This is a genomic window from Endozoicomonas sp. NE40, assembly GCF_040549045.1.
Lineage (GTDB): Bacteria > Pseudomonadota > Gammaproteobacteria > Pseudomonadales > Endozoicomonadaceae > Endozoicomonas_A > Endozoicomonas_A lisbonensis.
Genome location: NZ_JBEWTB010000002.1, coordinates 285,594 through 304,973, shown reverse-complemented (window position 1 = coordinate 304,973; position 19,380 = coordinate 285,594). Strand labels below are relative to the sequence as shown.

The window sequence follows — 19,380 nt, the reverse complement described above, 5'->3', positions numbered from 1 at the left end:
GCAATAGAATTATTTTGCGATCACAGCTTTTGCTGGTGTGTCTGCGTACTGGGTGCAGCAGCTTTGGGATTGTACCGGGCTGAAGCGCTCCGGAAACTTGCCGGTAATTCCCTCATAGAAGGCCTGAATTTCACACAGGTCTTTTTCCATGTTGTCGGTCGGTTTCACTATTGGACCAAAGCCACCTACTTTGCGCTTGAAGTCCAGATATCCCAGAACAATGGGAATATTAGCGTTTTTAGCCACATGATAAAAACCGGTGCGCCAGCGATCCCCTCTGGCACGGGTGCCTTCCGGGCAGATAACCAGACGGAGCTGTTTGTTGCCTTTGAAGGCACAAACCGTCTGCTCTACCATGCTTTTCGGTTTTGTGCGGTCGACGGCAATGCCGCCAAGCCAGCGCATGATGGGTCCAAAAGGTCCCCAGAACAGGCTGGATTTGCCCATCCAGTAACAGTGAACGCCAGTACACAGGCCAATGGCAATACCATAGAAAAAATCCCAGTTGCTGGTATGTGGTGCAGCAACAAGGATAAACCTTGGCGCCTTGGGCTTTTTACCTTCCACTTTCCAGCCGGACAAAAACAGTCCCAGTCTGGCAATCAGGACAAATAACGGGCGAATAACCGGTGTATTGAAAATCGTAAAGCGCATTTGCAGTGCCGTGATTCTCTCGTTGGAAAACGTTGTTGAAATAGCAATGTTGTTTAAACAACAAGGTTTATGAGGCATTCCTCATAAGTACACTGGCTCAGCACACTTATGAGGAATGGCTCGGTAAAGGAACCTGCCTGAGTCATCATCGGACTTTGGATGAATGTTGGTCTTCTGGCCCGGCAATGAAGTCAGTGGAGCGCATTCAACGCCTTTCTGGATAACATGGGAATACGGGGAAGTGGCTATTGCCAAAAATGAGTACTTTTGTTCCATATTTGTCTGAGCAGGTTTTTTGTACTGTATAAAAAAACAGTTTTTCTTGCGTATTAAGCCAATGAATCAGTAACATAGATGTAATGAACCTGTTGTGTAACTGACCTGTTATGTCTGATCAGCTTTCTACTTCATTACCCGGAGAAAATCGTAAAATTCTGCACGTAGATGCAGATGCATTTTATTGCTCGGTGGAAGAGCGTGAAGATATTTCGTTAAAAGGAAAGGCTTTTGCCGTTGGAGGCAGGCCAGAACGACGTGGAGTGATCGCCACCTGCAGTTATGCGGCCAGAGAGGCGGGAGTCCGTTCTGCCATGGCGTCGTTTCAGGCCATCAGGTTATGTCCTGAATTAAAAATTATTCCTCCACGATTTGATATTTATAAAGAAGCCTCGAAGAAGATGCACGACATCTTTCAGCGTTATACCTCTCTTATCGAACCTCTGTCGCTTGATGAAGCATACCTTGATGTTACGGGCGTTGAGTTATGCAAAGGCAGTGCCACACTTATGGCACAGGACATTATGCGGGCGGTCAGGGAAGAGGTGGGTATAACCGTTTCAGTAGGCGCTGCACCCAATAAGTTTCTTGCCAAAATTGCCAGCGACTGGAATAAGCCAAATGGTTTATTTGTTATCCCGCCCACAGATATTGAGAACTTTGTTTTTGAGCTTCCGGTTGAACGGATACATGGCGTTGGTAAAGTAACCGCTGAAAAAATGCACAACAAAGGTATTTTTACCTGTGGTCAGTTACGACAGTATTCTCCCCTGGAACTGTGTCGCTGGTTTGGCACTTTTGGTGAGCGTCTCTGGGAAATGGCTCGCGGGGTGGATGAACGTCCGGTGGAAACCGGGCGGCGGCGTAAATCCCTTTCGGTTGAACATACCTACGACACTGATCTTCTCGGCGAGGCTGATATTGTCGCGAAGGTAAAGCCTCTGCTGGATGATCTGGCGCAACGGTTTTCCGGAATCAACTCTGAATACGCTGTGCAGAAGCGTTTTGTAAAAGTTAAATTTTCAGACTTCAGTCAGACGACACTGGAAGAGATTCCAGACCGGGATGACCAGGATGCTGAAGAGCATTTCAAAACCCTGATGATCAGGGCATGGGAACGGGGTAATAAGCCGGTCCGGTTGCTGGGTCTGGGGGTGCGGCTGATTGATCTGCGTGCGCCAGAGCGATTTTTGCAGCTGGAGCTCTTTAAGCGGAAGAGGCCAGGGCTTTGATAAGTATGAAAAGCTGTTTGAAATGATTTGACAGTTAAGTATTTATCGAAATAATAGTTTTTTTATTTGGCCTTACTGGTTGTTTTATGCAGTTGACCCTTACCACGCCAGCTTTGTTGTTCCCGGCAATTTCTCTGCTGTTTCTCTCTTATACCAACAAGTTTCTGGCACTTGCCTCTCTGATCCGAACGTTACACGAAGAAGACCAGAATAATCCGGACAGTCATGTGATCAGGGGACAGCTGGAAAACCTGCGGCGGCGAATGAAGCTGATTAAACACATGCAGGGAGCCGGAATCATGAGTTTTATCAGTTGTGTGCTGGTGATGTTTTTGCTGCATTTAAACCTGTTTCAGTGGGGGTTTATTATTTTCGGACTGAGCCTGCTTTTTCTGCTGGTTTCTCTGGTGATCTGCCTGATGGAAATCAAAATATCGATTGATGCGCTGGAGCTGCAGGTTCAGCAGATGGACCATTAAATGATTTGCACAACACCTGATCAATCAAGGTTTAGTGATCAGGTGTTGTAATAATGGGATGACGTTTCTCTTAAAAGCCCATGATCCCGGGCTTTGCCTGATTGGCAGGGTTTAAACCTGAATTTAAACCGACAGCAGAATGGGCTCTCGCGGCCTTATTAAGCAAATTATTAGCTTTGATTTCGTGTTTTAACGTTAATAGTGTCAATTCTTCCGTGTTTGGATAACTGGTGTCGTAGTGATTGCCGGTAAGGGAATTATGTAGATCGAGGACAGAGTTGACTGGATGCATAGAGCTTTGCTTTTCCTTTCCTGTATTGGATGAAGTTTCTTGTTGGTTTGATTTATTACCTTTTCCTGCCATTCTGCTGAGTAAAGTTGAGGCATAATTATATGTACGACGCAGGAGCCCTTCACCAGGTGCTTTCCCATCCGGGTTTCCATCGTCATCCTCTTTGTCCTTCTTCTTGCTAGCACATTCCTTGCCATCGCTACAGTAAGCGGTTGTTACACCAAGAGCATGTGCATCGTAAGAGTATGGAATGACAATGGTGACGTTCATCGTATTATAATTCCCTGTTCCCTGGCTGGAGCTGTAAACGATTTGGGTACCATCGCCGGATTCTGAAACGGAATGTGAGAATGCTTCATGGCTGTGCGTATACCCCTGGCCGGGTCTTGGCACCCTTACCTCTACAGTTGTGACCGCCAAACCAGAATAACTGTTAAAGCATCTCCCTAAGCAACTATGAATGGTGGTGCCGATTCGAGTCCGGCGCAGGCTGTACGATTGAACCGCTGCCTGAGCCATCATGTTTTGAACTTGTTGGATTATTGCAGGAGTCAATAGTACGGTTGCAAGAGCTTGGGCAGCCGCGTTGTTATTTTCAGAGTGGTTGTCTTCCCGTAAAAAGCTGCTGACTCGACTGAAAAACGACTCACCAGAATTCTCGCTATCGGAGCCGTTCTGGTCTCCCTGAGAATCAGCGATGGAAAGATACACAGGGTTGCTTGATGGGTTTTCCTCATCAACGACTGAGAACCAGCCATCAGCATCAGGCACTGGCCTGAGTGTCAGATTCTCCAGGTTGCCGTAAAAGCTTAATAAGACCTGGTCGATGTCATTGATAACACTGGGCGTCCCCTGAGGCTCTGCGCCAGTCTGATCTGTCGCTTCATTTGCAAGCAATTCTTCTTTCTGAGCTTCTGTAGTTATCTCATCAGAAGAGCCTTCGGAAGGCTCTTCTCCTTCCTGAGGAGCATTAACTACCTGATCTGAAGCCTCTTTTTCTGTATCGGGAACTTCTTTTTCTTCATTTCCAGGTTCTTCCTCTGTTGCGGGTTGCTCTTCTTCTGAGCGGGAGTCGGGTGAAGGAGCTGGCGGTTCTGAATTGCTGACATTTGGAGGTGTATATTCGGATATCACTTTTATATTGCCGTCATTTGTGACAATTAAACTAAAAACAATATCGTCTTCGACCCTGCCTGAAAGAGACCCTCCATACGCCGTATTGAGTATGAAAACAAAAAACGCTGCAAATACAGACAGCACTTTAGGAGTGTGCATAAACTGGACTCCTTGAACTGGACTTTGTAGAAGTAAACGTCATCGTTTGATGACACGAAGAGAAGTCTAGTTCATGGAGTCGATTGCATTGGAATTTACACAGCCATGGTCAGTTTATCTCAGAACTGTTTCTGACCAGAACCTGAGATCCAGCACTGGATAAAAGGCAGTAGGCAACAAACCAGTAGAAGCCGTTGTGTAACTGTGCATTGAAGTTAATCGCAGCACTTTCCGACGAGGCGGCATTGGCTGCCAGCAGGGCAATAATCACTCCCATGGCAAAGACATCCGCCATGGACCATTTGCTTAGCATGGCGTTGATTTTGAGCAGGGTGGCAGATGATTGTGAAAAACAGACGGCCATCAGCAGAACAGACTTAATGGCTGGAATCACGACGCTGAACACCAGAATCAGAATAGCAACAAAGCGATAGCCAAATTGCCAGAGGTCTTCAGCGGTTCCCAGGATGCTGCGGGTCTTGTCGTAAACCAGGCTGTCACCGCTGACTCTCAGGCTACCCAGAAACTGGCTGGCCATGGATTTCATGGCAGGGTGCATGTCCTGCTGTTCAACCAGAGTCTTACCTGTTTCCACCAGGGCCTGGTGGCTGAGTGATGCCTGCAGGGTGATTAATGGCTGAGTAATGCCCGGTATAAGCAGGGCAAGGGAGAGCAGCAGAATAATCAGTGGTGCCAGTTTTTTTGTTCGGTTTGTTGTTGTCGTCATTGTTATAGCCAGCGGTTAACTTGTGTCCTGATTTCATCAGGGTAGAGTAAAAAGCAGGTTATGCAAACGCTGGCGGTTCCGGAAAAACAGCTTTTTCGGGCTAAAGGGCTCAGGCTACTGGTTCAAAATAATCAACCAGTAATTGCAGGGATTGCTGTCCACGGAATTCGTTGATATCCAGTTTGTAGACGGCACGGATACGGTTGATGGCAGGGTTCGGCCAGAGCTGGGGGTCGATATTGAAGGCGATGCCGTCCAGATAGAATTCACTGTCCGGAATTTTTAATACCATCTTCAGGTGTTTCTGCCCCACCAGTCGCTGTTGTATCAGCTGAAAACGGCCATCAAAACAGGGTTCGGGAAAGCTTTGCCCCCAGGGGCCGGCATCTCTGAGCATCTGTGCGGTCTGCAGGGTGAAGTCATGGCTTTCCAGTGTTCCATCGGTGTGGATTTCCGCCTCCAGGTCGTCGGCATCCAGCTGTTCCCGAACGATTTTGTCAAAACACTCTGAGAAGGCTGTAAATCCATCCTGCTTAATGCTTAATCCTGCAGCCATGGCGTGGCCGCCAAATTTTATAATTAAGTCCGGATGTTCTCTGGCGATGGCATCAAGGGCGTCACGCATGTGCAGCCCTTTGACAGAGCGGGCAGAACCTTTCAGTTCACCATTATCTGCCGCAGCAAAGGCAATGACCGGGCGGTGCAGTTTATCTTTGATCCGTGAAGCCAGAATACCAATAACGCCCTGATGCCAGCCCTGCTGATACAGGCTGACTCCCCAGGGCAGTTCTGTATCACTGTCCAGGTTGAGTTTGGCCAGTTCGGCCAGTGCTTCCTGCTGCATTCCGGCCTCAATATCCTTTCTGTCCCGGTTCAGGCTGTCCAGCTCAGAGGCAATCTCTCTGGCCTGCTCTATATGTGGAGTGAGCAGCAGTTCGATGCCGGTGGACATATCGTCCAGTCGGCCAGCCGCATTGAGCCTTGGTCCCAGGGCAAAGCCAAGATCGCTGGCGACCAGTCTGGGCTGGCTGCGACCGGATACGTCGATCAACGCTTTGATACCGGGACGACAATGACCGGCTCGAATTCTTGCCAGTCCCTGATGGGCAAGGATGCGGTTGTTTTTATCCAGGCTGACAACGTCAGCAACAGTGCCGAGCGCCACCAGATCCAGCAGGTCAAAAGGGTTGAAGGCAGGATGATGATCAAACCAGCCGCGCTGGTTCAGCTCGGTACGCAGGGCGCACATGACATAAAAGATAATGCCGACACCTGCCGTGTTTTTGCCCGGGAACGGGCAGCCGGGTTGGTTTGGGTTCACAATAGCGTCTGCGTCAGGCAGCTCTCGCCCTGCCAGGTGGTGATCGGTGACAACGACCTGCCAGCCCCTTTCCCTGGCAGCTGCAACACCTGAAAGGCTGGAAATGCCGTTATCGACGGTTACCAGAACCTTTGGCTGAAAGCATTCTGCGGCTGTGACAATTTCTGGGGTTAAGCCATAGCCGTATTCAAAACGGTTGGGTACCAGGTAATCCACCTGTCCGCCCATGGCGCGAATAGCCAGTACACCGAGGGCGCTGCTAGTGGCACCATCGCAGTCAAAATCACCAACAATCAGGATTTTCTTCTGCTCGACAATGGCATCGGCAAGGATGCGGGCTGCGACATCAATATCTTTCAGATGGGTGTAATGGTGCAACCCCTTTAGCTGGCGCGCTATTTCGTCTTCACAGGTGATCCCCCGGGCGGCGTAAATACGCGCCAGCAGAGGAGGGAGAGAGGAAGACAATAATTCAGTGACGTCTCGACGGATAATCTGTTTTTGCATGGTAGCCAGAAAGCAGGACAGTGATCTGCTTAATAATGCGGAATCACTGCCCGATACTCAATAGTTCTATTCGCTAATTAGTCGTTCTCTAGAGTCAGCTATCATACGGTTTGCTAATCACTTTCAGCCATCGTGTTGCAACACCTTTTGCCAAAGGGTCAAGGTTTTTATTTTCCTGCAACGACTTAATGAGTTGCTCTACTTCTCTAACGCTGGGGGGGACAATCAGGACAGTTAACTGCCCGTCCTCATCGGGTTGCCACAGTCCATCGCTGAATTGTTGCCTGAGATCCTGTAGTTCTTCGGAATCTTCTGCCAGTTGCTTTTCCAATGCTTCTAACGGTTTGGATCTATTGGGTGATTTCCCGGCAACCTTCAGAAGATTGGTATACCGTTCGCGACTCTTTTCCGCAAGCTTACTGTTGCCAAATGACTGGGCTGCGTTCAGCAGGGGCGTAAGAAGATCGTCTTCGAACACCTTTGTGTAAGCTGAGTCAATAAGCTGCTTTGCAGTGATAGAGTATGTCTTTGACGTGCTTGCTTCACCCGCTAATTGCTCCATGGCGTCCCGGGTAGGAATATTCTCAGCAATCCAGTCCCTGATGGCTTGTTCTGAATTATCCTGTAGTATGTTTTGTTTTTCACTGTTGAGTGTCTGGGAAGCCTTCTGATTATGGAGAGTGTCCAGAAAGTGGGTCACAGGTTTGGCCTGGTCGATATCTATTTTTTGGGTTGCCGGAGTCATGGCTTCTGTAAAAAGAAACCCATTATTTTCAAGGTTTTCTTTCAGTCCGGCAATAGCTTCCGGGGTTGTGAACCTTTTCGCCACATAATCTTTAAAACCGTCAATATCGTTATTCAGAAGTCGTTGTTTGGCTGAAATGACGGACTCGTTATCAAACCGCATTGAAAACGATTTTATCTGGTTGCGAACGCGGGGTTGGGAGAAATAGCCTTCATTAAAGAGGTCGTTGCGCAGGGCTTCGAAGTCTTCTCTGTCACTGAACTGACTCTCCAGTTGCTGTTGCAGATCGCTTTTTTTCGTTTCCGCAAGCTCTTTGAGTTTCCGGGTTTCAGGTCCATCAAAACGTTTAGAGTGGTGTCTGAACTGCACTTCTGCACCTTTGTGTTTCTTTCCATCAGCACCAACCCAGTCATACATCGCGCCACAGCTGAGCAGGTGATTACGCAATTCAAGGTACTGTGATTCGCCCTCATCAGTGGTTTCATCTATTTTGCTCAGCATGGCATCCAGTTGGGTGTGTTTGCCTTGCAGGACTAGCTGTAAGGCCCATTTTTTTTCGGCTGAGCCGGGATCTCCACCTGGATGAACACCCGGGTGTTCAGCTTTCCAGACTGATTTATCGTTAGAAGGCAGGGCTTTGTTCAGGCCATTGTTAAAATGTTTGGCTTTGCGATCCAGTAATGCTTTGTCAGGGCTTTTTGCAGAGTTAGAAGACGCTGTGGATTTTTGCTTCAGCAGATGAATGACCGGGTCAGAGGTGGTGACTTTGCGGCCTGAAAAAATAGCTTTGAAATTATTCCAGTTTTTTGCTTTGGCAAATATCTGAATGCGTTCGCTGAGATTTAAACGAAAAGAAGCCTGTGCGGATTCTGGCATGATGACTGTCCTGAACAAAATTATTACAGAACATATCGGCAGGGAGGTCGCAAGCTGAGTCAGGATGGGCAGGAGGTTATGTCTTTGCTTGAGGGGGAGAGGAATTCAGCAGGGTCTTTGACAGATCCTGCTGAATTCCCGGTTTAATGGCGGGTTTGCTGCCTGATAAAAGCCTGCAGCTCTGGCAGGTCATTCTCAAGCACGCTATAGCGCTCTTCGCGTTGCAACAGGTCGCTCATGTGGGGAGGCAGGGAAGGTGATTGCAGACCTGCCTTTTCCACAGCTTCCGGGAATTTTACCGGATGGGCTGTCGCCAGAACTACCTTTGGCGTACGGGGGGCAAGGTTAAGCTCCTGCAATGCCCGAACACCGGTGGCGGTGTGCGGGTCGGCAAGATAGCCGGTTTCCCTGTGCAGCTGTGCAATGGTTGAACAGGTGCCAGTGTCGTCAGTACGACAGCTTTCAAACAGTGCTTTGATTTCCAGCCAGTCTGCTTCAGGTGCCTGCAGCTTACCGGTAGCCTGGAAGGTTTCCATCAACTGTGCCAGCCGGTTTCCATCCCGCCCCAGCATATCAAACAGCAGACGTTCAAAGTTGCTGGACACCATGATATCCATACTCGGCGACAGGGTGTGTTCCAGTTGCTGCTTACGGTAATCGTTATCTTTGAAGAAGCGGTGCAGAATGTCGTTTTGATTGGTGGCGACGACCAGCTTGCCAATCGGAAGACCCATACCCCGGGCAATGTAACCGGCAAAGATATCGCCAAAGTTGCCGGTAGGAACTGAGAAGGCGATTTCACGATCCGGAGCGCCCAGCAGCAGTGCGGCATAGAAGTAATACACCACCTGCGCCATGATGCGCGCCCAGTTAATGGAGTTAACGGCTACCAGTCGTGTATTGTCTGGCAGGAATGACTGGTTGGCAAAGGATTGTTTCACCATTGCCTGACAGTCATCAAAATTACCTTTGACAGCAATGTTATTGACGTTGTCAGCCAGTACGCTGGTCATCTGGCGACGCTGGACTTCTGAAACCCTCTGATAAGGGTGCAGGATAAAAATATCCAGTGCATCGCTATGGCGGCAGCCTTCAATGGCTGCCGAACCGGTGTCGCCAGAGGTGGCTCCCAGTACAATGGCTTTTTCGCCACGCTCTGTCAGTACATGGTTCAGTAGCCGGCCAAGCAGTTGCAGGGCAAAATCCTTGAACGCCAGTGTTGGGCCGTGAAACAGCTCCATAATCCATTCGTTGCTGCCAATCTGGTGCAGAGGGGCAACCGCATTATGGCTGAAGGTATCTGTTGTGCTGTAACTGTCGTCAATCAGCTGTTTCAGCGTGGCGTCATCAATTTCGCCACCAACAAAAGGCTTGATGATCGTATATGCCAGCTCGTTATAAGGCAGCCCCCTTAGTTGACGAATGTCTTCTTTTGAGAACTGCGGCAGTTCAGCGGGTACATAAAGCCCGCCATCGCTGGCAAGACCTGTTAGCAGTACGTCCTGAAATCCTTTTGCCTCACCCTTCATCTCGCTGGTGCTGGATCGGGTTGTAATATATTTCATGTTGTCCTCTGTGATCCGTTATCACGCCCATCGTTCAGGTCATGGCTCAGGAAAGCGCTTCGACACGAATATGGGCAACCGGAGACTGTACATCTTGCAGGGCTTCAATCTTTGTCAGAGCCTGCTTCATAACAGACTCCCTGACGGTTTCAGTGAGAATCACCACATCGGCATGCATGTCGTGTTCACGGCCGGCTTTCTGGGTCATTGCAGAAATATTGATATTGTTTTCGCCCAGCACAGAACTCAGTGCCGTGATCACACCGGGGTGGTCGTTTACATGAATACGCAGGTAGTAGGCGCACTCGATTTCATCAACAGACAGCACTTCCACTGGTTGCATGGCATCCGAACTGTAGCCGAGAGGGAAGGGCATGGACTGAGGTGTTTCCAGGTTGCGGGCAATGTCGATGATATCAGCCACAACGGAAGAGGCGGTAGGCTCTGCGCCTGCTCCGGGGCCTACCAGCATGGTTTCACCAATGGCATCTGCATTGATCACAACGGAATTGAGTACGCCATTGATATTGGCCATCGGACGATCAGCAGGGATCAGTGCCGGATGTACCCGAAGCTCAACGCCTTTCGTTGTTTTTCTGGAAATGCCCAGATGCTTGATTCGGTAACCCAGTTCTTCAGCGTACTGGATATCGCCTGGTGTTACCTGGCTGATGCCTTCGGTAAATGCTTTGTTAAACTGCAGTGGCATACCGAAAGCGATGGAAGCCATAATGGTTAGTTTATGACAGGCATCAATGCCTTCCACGTCAAAGGTTGGGTCAGCTTCGGCGTAACCCAGCTCCTGGGCTTCTTTCAGTACCTCTTCGAACGGACGGTTTTTGTCGCCCATTTCGGTCAGGATAAAGTTACCGGTACCGTTGATGATTCCGGCCAGCCAGTTGACATCATTGGCTGACAGACCTTCACGCAGGGTTTTGATAACTGGAATTCCCCCGGCCACAGCGGCTTCATAAGCGACAATGACATTATTTTCCCGGGCGGCGTGGAAAATCTCATTGCCGTGTTCGGCAATCAGAGCCTTATTTGCGGTCACAACGTGTTTGCCGTTGCTGATGGCTGTCAAGATCAGGTCTTTGGCTACGTCGTAACCGCCAATCAGCTCAACAACGATATCAATGTCCGGATTGCGCGCAACATCAAAGATGTCCGTGGTGACAGATGTACGGCTGGTGTCGCAGGTTGGGTTGCCGCGACGGGTCCCTACCTGTTCAATAATAATCGGTCTGCCAGTTCGGGCAGTAATACTTTCAGAGTTACGGGTTAATACATTGAAGGTACCGCTGCCGACGGTGCCCAGACCGCATATTCCTACCTTAACCGGTTTCAAGGTGTTTCACCCTCTTATTAAAGCTTATTGTTAATGGTTTATTCGTTGTTGTGAACTTCTGCAGGAAGCCTGAAAGAGTGTTATTGCTGTAGAGTCTGGATTGATACAGTGCTGACTTCCCGGGCAGAGTTGTATTATTCAGGTTTGTATAACAGGGGCTGATTATAGCTATAAATACGGGGCTGATGCGAGCTTTGTCGCTACCTCATGTCTGGTAGTGGCGCAGCATGGCTACATTAAATCAACATTAATGACACTTTTGTCCAAAAAAGAGGTTTTAGTGATCTGGTGTCCCCATACAAACTGTTTGTTAAATAAAAAAATCAGTGTATTCGATGCAACGATAACAGCGATAGGGTGGCTCAATGTAACAATACGTATAGCCAGCCTGCTCAACAGACTGGGATCGGGACTGAACTGGTCACGACTGATATAGTGAGCTGCCCGGACAGGTATTTTTTTGGTGAAATTATCAACAAACAGCTCTTGAAGTTGTCTGCGGATATGCAATGGGAAATTCATTTTTAAATTAATTTCAAGTATCTTTACATCCTCTTTCCTATAGCCCATTCCTTTTACCGTATTAATTATGTTGGGCAAATCATCTTCGAGTTCCCGGGGGCTTTTGTATTTATTTAGAACTTTAACTTTTGAGTGAAGCTTCATGATGCAAGGCCGGATTGACTAAAAAGCTCTTAATCTGAATATAGTTCAGACAACATCCGACTTGTACTATAGACGACACTTTATGAAATTATAGGTCTGACCGTTGTTTGTCCTGGTGCAAAGCTAAGAGGTATTACGTAAAGTTAATACAGCGGTCAGCAGAGAGAAGGTGCAGCTCAATATCACCCAGCTTTCGTTCATCCAGTCTGTCCGGATCCAGAGTGGTGCGAGACTGGATCAGTGTGGGTTGATCAATCAGATACTGTCGTCCGTCCGGAGCATTGAGTTTGTACTGGTTAAAAGCGAGGGTTAATTCAACGACCAGTTTGCCGTCCGGTTTTGGTAGCAAACGTGTTTCTGTTTTGCGTTCCTGCGGGGCAACAACGTAGCCGGGTTCCAATTTTTCTTTAAGCAACTGGTTCATGGTGTGGCACAGAGGATTGTATGGACTCTGGCTGGCCAGATCAGACACGACGGTCAGCATATTAACGGGGTAGCCAGCGCATAATTGTATCAGTTCCCTGTGGCAGTCTTTCTTGAAGCACTCCCTGCTGTTTTCAGTGTGTTCCTGTTGATACTCATAGTTTTTCACTGCTGAATGGAACTGTAGCTCTTCCTCCTGATTGAAAATGGCGAAGTTGGAGTTTCGCAGAATATCCCTGTCAAACTGTTCAGATATGCCTTCTGAGTCAGCCTTGCCTGGATTACCGCAGGCAACATTGTTGCAGGATGCCCAACTGGATTCGCTGGCTTTATGGGAGCCTGCCAGCTGGTTTACCTGCAGCTGTTGAATTCTGGGACGCAGGGCGTTACATAAGGCTCTGGTATGTTGGATGACCGCTTCAGTGGGTAGCAGTAGGGCGGCCAGCCCCCGGTAACTTTCGTAGATTTCCTCAAGCCGGGATTGAAGGTGTTTAATTCTTTGGGCAGCTTCCGGTCTTGAGCTTTCTCTGACCAGTATTGTTGCCAGATCGTCCGATGAAAAGGTGTTAAGCAGCTGGGCAAAGGCTCTTATGTTCTTTAGGGCGTCTTGTTGCTCTGCTTCGTTCAGAAGCCTCCATTCTTTCTGGCAGATTATGTTGACACTGCTTGTATAGTACTGGAGGAGATTACAGACCTGTCTATCTGAATCTTGCAGATCAACAACGTCATAACTTTGCAGTAACTGTTCCAGTTTTTCGTTCTCGTCTTCTTCTGTTGGTACTGTTCCCAGAGCAATATTGCCCGATACGGTGGGAGATGGGAGCCGAGGCTTGGGTTGGGGTTCATCTTCAGGTGTGTACTTGTTCCAGATTGCATCCTTAAGCAATTCAGTGAAGTTTTCCGCAAAGTGGGCAACAGGCTCGGGACTATTCGTAGAGCTATGTATGGAGCTATGGGTAGAAACAACATCTCTTTGTCTTACGTCTTTATTTTCCGTAAGGGCAGGATCGGAGGGTGATCTGGCAGTCGTCAGGGAAGATTCCGGAGGAACGACGGAAACATTCGTCGGTTCGCCGGAATCCACCGATTTCTTTCTCAGGCCGGGGAAGTCGGGCAAGTAGCTGTACCAGCTTGGTGAAGTAGCTGGGGTAGTGTTTTGTCCTTCCATCGTATGCAAGTCCGTTTGGTTATCCAGATACTGTACAGACAGCTCTGATCTGAGAAAGTTCAACGGCCAATATAGAGAGGGGGGGAAGTTGCCCTGCCAGCCTTGCAGGGCAGCTATTCATTAAGAGCTACTCATTAAGAGTCATACATTATTGAGACGCTGCGGGGAGAGCTGGTGGGGTAATGCCCATGATTTTTGCCAGTTCAGCTGCAGGACGGTAACCCGGAATGGCCCGGCCATCTTCAAGAAACATGGCCGGTGTGCCATTGACGCCAAGCTTATTCCCCAGTTGATACTGCTGATCAACCAGCGCTCCGCAGGAACCTTCAGGCTGTGGTTCGCCTTTTTTGGCAAGCGCCGTGGTTTGTATATCGTTGCCGGTTTTAAGGTCAGTAATGGCCTTTTTACGGTCTTTTGCACACCAGGCACTGATCATCTTGTTGTAGGCCGGGGAATTCGCCCCGCCTCTTGGAAAGGCAAGATAGCGCAGTTCGATACCCAGGTCATTCATTGCCTGCACTTCCTGATGGAGTTTCCGGCAGTAACCGCAGTCAACGTCAGTGAATACATAAACGACACCTTTGACTTTGCCTTTAGGCTTGAAGCTGATCATATCGGCAGGCTTTATTTTGTCCAGCTGCTGAGCTACGGCGGTATTACGAACACTTTCTGTCAAATTGGTAATGCCGCCGTCGTCTTCCAGCCGCAGCATATCGCCCCTGAGGATCATGCGGCCGTCTTTGCTGGCATAGATGACCAGCCCTCCAGTCAGAACCACCATGTAGACATCAGGCCACCCGGTTCGCTCAACACGTTCGATAGGAATGTTGGGGTCACGGGACTTAAGCTGGATTTCTATCGCCTGGCGGATTTCAGCCAGTTCTTTGTCGTAGGGGGCAACAGCCGTTGTTTCAGGCTTTTGGCTGGTTTTTTCTTCTGCCAGAAGAGGTTGTGTGGCTATCAGTCCAGCCAGAAGGAGCAGTGCGCTGTGCCGCATGAGGGTTCCTCGTTTCTATTGTTTTTGGTCCAGGCCTTTTGGCTGGTTTGATTGTTTTTGCTAAATCGTTATTGCTAACAGAGTTGATCGGATTGTATGGCACAGAAGTTTAGTCGCTGTTGAGGCTTTGTCATCCCCGGGGGTGGTGTTCCGCGTGAAGTGTTTCCAGTCGGTGTCGCGCCACATGGGTGTAGATCTGGGTGGTGGAGAGGTCGCTGTGTCCAAGCAGTAACTGAACCACCCGCAGGTCGGCACCGTGGTTAAGCAGGTGAGTAGCGAAGGCATGACGTAACACATGGGGGGATACATCCGCTGTTATGCCTGCTGTCTGCTGATGGTGTTTGATCCGGTGCCAGAAGGTCTGACGGGTCATGGGCTGGCTCCGTCGCCCCGGAAACATGACCGGGCTGTCAATGTCATTGAGCAGTTCGGGTCTGGCACGTTTCATATATTCCAGAACCCAGGTCAGGGCTTCTTCACCCATTGGGCTTAAACGTTCTTTGCCGCCTTTGCCGCTGATTCGAACAATGCCCTGTCGCAGGTTGATCTGGTCTACCGTCAGCGTCACCAGTTCTGACACCCGTAAACCGCAGGCATAAAGCAGTTCCAGCATGCATCGGTCACGAAGGCCCAGTGTTGTATCGGTATCCGGCGCATTCAGAAGGGTTTCGACGTCTGATTCTGTCAGGGTTTTGGGCAATGGACGACCTTGTCTGGGCAGTTCTATATTGGCGGTGATGTCCCTGTCCAGCTCACCTTCTCTGAGCAGGAAACGATAAAAACCACGCAGGCTCGACAGGCTTCGGGCGGTTGAGGAGGGCTTGTAGTGTTGTTCATAGCGCCAGGCAAGGTAGTGGCTGAGGCTGTCACGGGTTGCTTCGGTAACCGACTTTTGTTCGTGTTCCTGCAGCCATTCCTGAAATTGTCTGAGGTCTCGTTGATAAGATGAGCGGGTATTCTCACTCAGGCCTTTTTCCAGCCAGAGATGCTGGAGAAACTGGGTAACGGGGTCGTTGGTTTGAGGGTGTGCAGGCATTGGTAAGACTGGTTGGTGTATTGAGTTGATGGTATAGGAATTTTGTCCTGGCAGGCAAATGGCGCGGGAAATTGGGGGCAGAGATCGGGTACAAAAAAAGCGACCGAAGTCGCTTTCTCTGATGTCTAACAAAAGTTGCCGGATTGTCAGAACAATAAATAAAGATTTTTCTGGTCCCGGTTTGGGCCGGGATCAAAGCGATCTTACTTGAGCTTTTCCTTGATGCGAGCAGCCTTACCGCTACGCTCACGCAGGTAGTACAGCTTGGCTTGACGAACGTCACCACGGCGCTTAACAGTGATGGAGTCGATCAGTGGGCTGTAAGTCTGGAATACACGCTCAACGCCAACACCGCTGGAGATTTTACGAACGGTGAAAGCAGAGTTCAGGCCACGCTTACGGATAGCGATAACAACACCTTCAAACGCCTGCAGACGCTCACGGTTGCCTTCTTTTACCTTAACTTGTACAACAACGGTGTCACCCTGTGCAAAGGCAGGGATTTCCTTGTTCATTTGCTCGTTTTCGAGCGCTTCAATAATTCTGTTCTTGCTCATTTTAGCTTTTGCTCCCGATAGTCAAGATTTCCGCCAAGTAAGGGGTTTACCCTTTGCTGGCTTCACTGTGTTCACGCTGGAACTCAGCGAGTAATTTCTTTTCCTCGCCGGTCAGCTCACGACCTTCAAGCAGGTCAGGGCGTCGCAGCCAGGTTCTGCCCAGAGACTGTTTCAGGCGCCATTCGCGAATTCGCTGGTGGTTGCCTGACATCAGTACTTCCGGCACATCCTGTCCTTCAAATACTTCCGGACGGGTGTAGTGCGGGCAGTCAAGAAGGCCGTCCGCAAAGGAGTCTTCTTGGGCGGAATCCTTATGACCCAGGGTGCCCGGTACAAAGCGTGATACTGCATCAATCAGGGTCATGGAGGCGAGTTCGCCACCACTTAATACGTAATCCCCAATCGACCATTCCTCGTCGATTTCGCTGTTGATTACGCGCTCATCAATACCTTCATACCGCCCCGCTACCAGAATGATCCGCTTTTTTGCGGCGAGTTCCTGAACCCCTGCCTGATCTAACGGGCGTCCCTGGGGAGACAGGTATATCACTGTGGCATCGGTTCCAGCAGCCTGTCTGGCTGCATGGATGGCGTCACGCAGAGGTTGAATTTTCATCAACATGCCGGGACCACCGCCATAAGGTCGGTCATCCACAGTCCGGTGTTTGTCGTGGGTAAAGTCCCGGGGATTCCAGGTTTCTACCGCTACACTGCCTTCCTTAACGGCCCGCCCGGAAATACCGTGTTCGGTAATCGCGCGAAACATTTCAGGAAACAGTGTGACCACACCGAACCACATATCTGCCGTTATGGCATCATCGTTGTGATGTTCCATAACGGATTAAAATTCCGGATCCCAGTCAATCCGAATGAACCCTGCTTCAGGATTCACTTCTTCAATCACCTGATCGACCAGCCACGGCACAAGGCGTTCGGACTTGTCGATGCTGCCCCTGCAGGGGCGAATCACCAGAACATCGTTAGCTCCGGTTTCCATCAGATGACTGACTCTGCCCAGAAGAAGATCTTCGCCTGCATCGCTGCGGGTGATGACATTCAGTCCTTCGAGTTCGTGCCAATAAATTTCATCATCGGCTGCCTCGGGCAGTTCGCTGGCGTATACCTTGATCTCGGCGCCACAATACTGGCGGGCGATATCGCGGTCATCACAGCCTGCGATGTGTGCGATCAAGCCCTTTGCCTGACGGCGGCCCTGATCGACTTCAATGGTCTGCTGGCGACCATTGTGATCCAGAATCCAGTGCTTGTAATCCAGGATGTTGGTCATGGGGTCAGTGTGTGAATACACTTTTACCCAGCCCTTGATCCCGTATACAGCAGTGATTTTTCCCAGAGTCACCAGACTCTTGCTGGATGCTTCAACTGCAGCTTTTGTCACTGGTAAATTCCTTCAAACAGCGGATTAAGCAGCTTTCTGAGCTTCTTTAACCAGCTGAGCTACGCGATCGGACATGCCTGCGCCCTGGCCCAGCCAGAACTCAACACGTTCGTTGTTTACACGCAGACGCTCTTCCTGACCACGGGCGGTAGGGTTGAAGAAACCTACGCGCTCGATGAAACGGCCGCCGTTAGCCTTACGGCTGTCAGCTACGGTCAGGTGGTAAAATGGGCGCTTCTTGGAACCGCCGCGAGCGAGACGAATTGTTACCATGGAATGGGTTTCCTGTAATCGTGGTCCGGCAACTTTTGCATTGGTATTCTGGCTTGCTTCCGATGCTTATGAAATAAGCATTTTCTGCAGACACAGACTACCTTGACGGGGTAAACCCCATCACAAAGGGCGCATATTCTAAGGAATAAAATCAATGCTGACAACTGCGAGTGGTTTATTAATGGCGCAAAGAGGGGGGTAAAAGGGAACGGGAGGATGAAAGATAAGGGAATATCGTTTCAATAACAAAAGAATCTGATGCCTGACTTGTGCTGGCATAGACTCCTAATCCCTACATAGTTCATGACAGGTATTGTTTTGGCCATGAATAAATATATCCAATTATCCAGTTGGCAATATTGCCTGCCCTGGATGCTGGCTGGCTTGTTGTTTGTTTCCACTTCCGGGACTGGAGCGCCAGTGCAAATTGGTGACGGTGTTGCCACTTCCCCCTTAACGGAAGAGCGGTCTGATTCGCATCACAGGGTTCGGCGTGTAGTTGGAGGACAACCTGAAAACTGGAGCCAATATCCCTGGCTGGCCGGGCTGGAGCAGATAAGCAGGAAGGAGCGAACAAAATTACTTGAAACCTCACCAGCTCCTGTTTTATCAACCACCAGCGAGCCTGACTTATCAACCACAACCCCTATCACAACCACGACCGCCTTATTAAAGAGTTCTGTTCCGACGGGTGCTCTACCCTCTGTTTTGAAGATAAAAAAATATAAGGAAACATCGGATTTTAATTGCTCTGCTGTTCTGGTTCATCGATCCTGGGCCATGACCGCTGCCCACTGTGTGGATGACAACAAAAAGAAGGCACTGAGCAAATTTGTCAAACTGACCTTTCTGGACACTGCCAAAGATAAAACGATGGTAAGAACCAGTCGTTTCTATTTACGTCACCCAGACTTCAGGGATAAGAGTGATCGTAATGATATTGCTTTTATTTTGCTGGATAAGCCTGTCGATAATATCACTCCGGTAAAAATAGACTGGAGAAACATTTCTGACGATTTCATTGAATCAGACAAGCCTAAAGCAAAAGTGTGTGGATGGGGGCGAAAAGAAGCCAGAAAGGATGTTGACCCGGATCGTTTACAATGCGCTTCGCTGAATCTGGTAACAGGAAAACTCTGCAATAAGCATTATAACCCTTTTAAACATCAGGGATTCATCAGTTTTTCGGACTCTGAACTCTGTGCAGGCAATATTGTAGAAAAAAAAGATGCCTGCTATGGCGACAGTGGCGGCCCTCTGTTTAAAAATAAAATGAATCCGGAAACCGAAGAAACCGAGGCTTATCTGATCGGTATTGTTACTCATGGTGAACGTTGTGGTAAGAAGCGGAGGCCAGGGATTTATGCGAGGCTTTCCCACTTTGAGCACTTTGGGAAGAGTATTCTTAGAGACGGTGTCGATTGTGACTACGTCTATAACTTCCTTACTGAGCGGCAACGAGAGAAAGTATCAGCGATCTTTAGCAGTCATTCTGACCCATTGGTAAGGCAGCCTGAATAATTATTTTCAGGGGTGCAAGCGGTCGGATTGCTGCCATGCAGCA

18 protein-coding genes are annotated in these 19,380 nt (G+C 49.3%); 3 read left to right on the top strand and 15 right to left on the bottom strand.

The genetic code is table 11. The features are described from left to right. Positions 1-9 precede the first annotated feature (9 nt). Positions 10-654, bottom strand: a complete 645-nt coding sequence (locus tag V5J35_RS02405) for a lysophospholipid acyltransferase family protein (RefSeq protein WP_354009735.1) — start codon at positions 652-654, stop codon at positions 10-12. 386 nt (positions 655-1,040) lie between these two features. Here V5J35_RS02405 and dinB point away from each other — a divergent pair, with 386 nt between their 5' ends. Together dinB and V5J35_RS02395 are read left to right on the top strand one after the other, a co-directional pair. Beyond that, positions 1,041-2,162, top strand: a complete 1,122-nt coding sequence (gene dinB, locus V5J35_RS02400) for a DNA polymerase IV (protein WP_354009734.1) — start codon at positions 1,041-1,043, stop codon at positions 2,160-2,162. An 86-nt stretch (positions 2,163-2,248) separates the two neighbouring features. After that, positions 2,249-2,641 (top strand): DUF2721 domain-containing protein, encoded by a 393-nt coding sequence (locus V5J35_RS02395; RefSeq protein WP_354009733.1) that lies wholly within the window; start codon positions 2,249-2,251, stop codon positions 2,639-2,641. Positions 2,642-2,711: 70 nt separating this feature from the next. Here the strand turns inward: V5J35_RS02395 and V5J35_RS02390 are convergent, their stop codons facing one another. From V5J35_RS02390 to rpsP, 14 genes are all read right to left on the bottom strand, one after another. Continuing rightward, complete coding sequence (locus V5J35_RS02390) at positions 2,712-4,208, bottom strand: hypothetical protein (RefSeq protein WP_354009732.1); 1,497 nt, start codon at positions 4,206-4,208, stop codon at positions 2,712-2,714. 109 nt (positions 4,209-4,317) lie between these two features. Further along, on the bottom strand, positions 4,318-4,935 hold the full coding sequence (locus V5J35_RS02385) for a paraquat-inducible protein A (RefSeq protein WP_354009731.1): 618 nt from the start codon (positions 4,933-4,935) through the stop codon (positions 4,318-4,320). Positions 4,936-5,044: 109 nt separating this feature from the next. Then, a complete protein-coding gene (gene recJ / locus V5J35_RS02380) occupies positions 5,045-6,763 on the bottom strand; it encodes a single-stranded-DNA-specific exonuclease RecJ (protein ID WP_354009730.1) in 1,719 nt (572 codons plus the stop codon). 94 nt (positions 6,764-6,857) lie between these two features. Next, positions 6,858-8,384 (bottom strand): hypothetical protein, encoded by a 1,527-nt coding sequence (locus V5J35_RS02375; protein ID WP_354009729.1) that lies wholly within the window; start codon positions 8,382-8,384, stop codon positions 6,858-6,860. Between the two features lie 143 nt (positions 8,385-8,527). Continuing rightward, positions 8,528-9,949, bottom strand: coding sequence for a threonine synthase (gene thrC / locus V5J35_RS02370; protein WP_354009728.1), 1,422 nt, complete (start codon positions 9,947-9,949; stop codon positions 8,528-8,530). A 46-nt stretch (positions 9,950-9,995) separates the two neighbouring features. Further along, a complete protein-coding gene (locus V5J35_RS02365; protein ID WP_354009727.1) occupies positions 9,996-11,297 on the bottom strand; it encodes a homoserine dehydrogenase in 1,302 nt (433 codons plus the stop codon). A gap of 231 nt (positions 11,298-11,528) precedes the next feature. Continuing rightward, positions 11,529-11,963, bottom strand: a complete 435-nt coding sequence (locus tag V5J35_RS02360) for a hypothetical protein (RefSeq protein ID WP_354009726.1) — start codon at positions 11,961-11,963, stop codon at positions 11,529-11,531. 133 nt (positions 11,964-12,096) lie between these two features. Then, complete coding sequence (locus V5J35_RS02355; RefSeq protein WP_354009725.1) at positions 12,097-13,554, bottom strand: hypothetical protein; 1,458 nt, start codon at positions 13,552-13,554, stop codon at positions 12,097-12,099. A gap of 148 nt (positions 13,555-13,702) precedes the next feature. Next, positions 13,703-14,551, bottom strand: coding sequence for a DsbC family protein (locus V5J35_RS02350; protein ID WP_354009724.1), 849 nt, complete (start codon positions 14,549-14,551; stop codon positions 13,703-13,705). A 130-nt stretch (positions 14,552-14,681) separates the two neighbouring features. After that, a complete protein-coding gene (gene xerD / locus V5J35_RS02345) occupies positions 14,682-15,587 on the bottom strand; it encodes a site-specific tyrosine recombinase XerD (protein WP_354009723.1) in 906 nt (301 codons plus the stop codon). A 203-nt stretch (positions 15,588-15,790) separates the two neighbouring features. Further along, entirely contained in the window at positions 15,791-16,144 is a 354-nt protein-coding gene (gene rplS, locus V5J35_RS02340; RefSeq protein WP_262568205.1) for a 50S ribosomal protein L19, read from the bottom strand. 46 nt (positions 16,145-16,190) lie between these two features. Next, positions 16,191-16,943 (bottom strand): tRNA (guanosine(37)-N1)-methyltransferase TrmD, encoded by a 753-nt coding sequence (trmD, locus tag V5J35_RS02335; protein ID WP_354011355.1) that lies wholly within the window; start codon positions 16,941-16,943, stop codon positions 16,191-16,193. A 42-nt stretch (positions 16,944-16,985) separates the two neighbouring features. Further along, the gene (gene rimM / locus V5J35_RS02330; protein ID WP_354009722.1) at positions 16,986-17,543 is read right to left on the bottom strand and encodes a ribosome maturation factor RimM; all 558 of its coding nucleotides are present in this window, start codon (positions 17,541-17,543) and stop codon (positions 16,986-16,988) included. 24 nt (positions 17,544-17,567) lie between these two features. Beyond that, entirely contained in the window at positions 17,568-17,816 is a 249-nt protein-coding gene (gene rpsP / locus V5J35_RS02325; RefSeq protein WP_354009721.1) for a 30S ribosomal protein S16, read from the bottom strand. Positions 17,817-18,140: 324 nt separating this feature from the next. On the opposite strand from rpsP, the gene V5J35_RS02320 reads away from it, so the two are divergent. Further along, complete coding sequence (locus V5J35_RS02320) at positions 18,141-19,337, top strand: S1 family serine peptidase (RefSeq protein WP_354009720.1); 1,197 nt, start codon at positions 18,141-18,143, stop codon at positions 19,335-19,337. Positions 19,338-19,380: the final 43 nt, after the last annotated feature.

Coding starts and splice junctions, on each gene's coding strand:
- V5J35_RS02395 (WP_354009733.1), top strand. CDS start 2,249: ATGCAGTTGACCCTTACCACGCCAGCTTTGTTGTTCCCGGCAATTTCT.
- V5J35_RS02385 (WP_354009731.1), bottom strand. CDS start 4,935: ATGACGACAACAACAAACCGAACAAAAAAACTGGCACCACTGATTATT.
- thrC (WP_354009728.1), bottom strand. CDS start 9,949: ATGAAATATATTACAACCCGATCCAGCACCAGCGAGATGAAGGGTGAG.
- V5J35_RS02320 (WP_354009720.1), top strand. CDS start 18,141: ATGAATAAATATATCCAATTATCCAGTTGGCAATATTGCCTGCCCTGG.
- dinB (WP_354009734.1), top strand. CDS start 1,041: ATGTCTGATCAGCTTTCTACTTCATTACCCGGAGAAAATCGTAAAATT.
- V5J35_RS02390 (WP_354009732.1), bottom strand. CDS start 4,208: ATGCACACTCCTAAAGTGCTGTCTGTATTTGCAGCGTTTTTTGTTTTC.
- rplS (WP_262568205.1), bottom strand. CDS start 16,144: ATGAGCAAGAACAGAATTATTGAAGCGCTCGAAAACGAGCAAATGAAC.
- V5J35_RS02375 (WP_354009729.1), bottom strand. CDS start 8,384: ATGCCAGAATCCGCACAGGCTTCTTTTCGTTTAAATCTCAGCGAACGC.
- rpsP (WP_354009721.1), bottom strand. CDS start 17,816: ATGGTAACAATTCGTCTCGCTCGCGGCGGTTCCAAGAAGCGCCCATTT.
- V5J35_RS02355 (WP_354009725.1), bottom strand. CDS start 13,554: ATGGAAGGACAAAACACTACCCCAGCTACTTCACCAAGCTGGTACAGC.
- V5J35_RS02350 (WP_354009724.1), bottom strand. CDS start 14,551: ATGCGGCACAGCGCACTGCTCCTTCTGGCTGGACTGATAGCCACACAA.
- V5J35_RS02405 (WP_354009735.1), bottom strand. CDS start 654: ATGCGCTTTACGATTTTCAATACACCGGTTATTCGCCCGTTATTTGTC.
- V5J35_RS02360 (WP_354009726.1), bottom strand. CDS start 11,963: ATGAAGCTTCACTCAAAAGTTAAAGTTCTAAATAAATACAAAAGCCCC.
- recJ (WP_354009730.1), bottom strand. CDS start 6,763: ATGCAAAAACAGATTATCCGTCGAGACGTCACTGAATTATTGTCTTCC.
- trmD (WP_354011355.1), bottom strand. CDS start 16,943: ATGTGGTTCGGTGTGGTCACACTGTTTCCTGAAATGTTTCGCGCGATT.
- xerD (WP_354009723.1), bottom strand. CDS start 15,587: ATGCCTGCACACCCTCAAACCAACGACCCCGTTACCCAGTTTCTCCAG.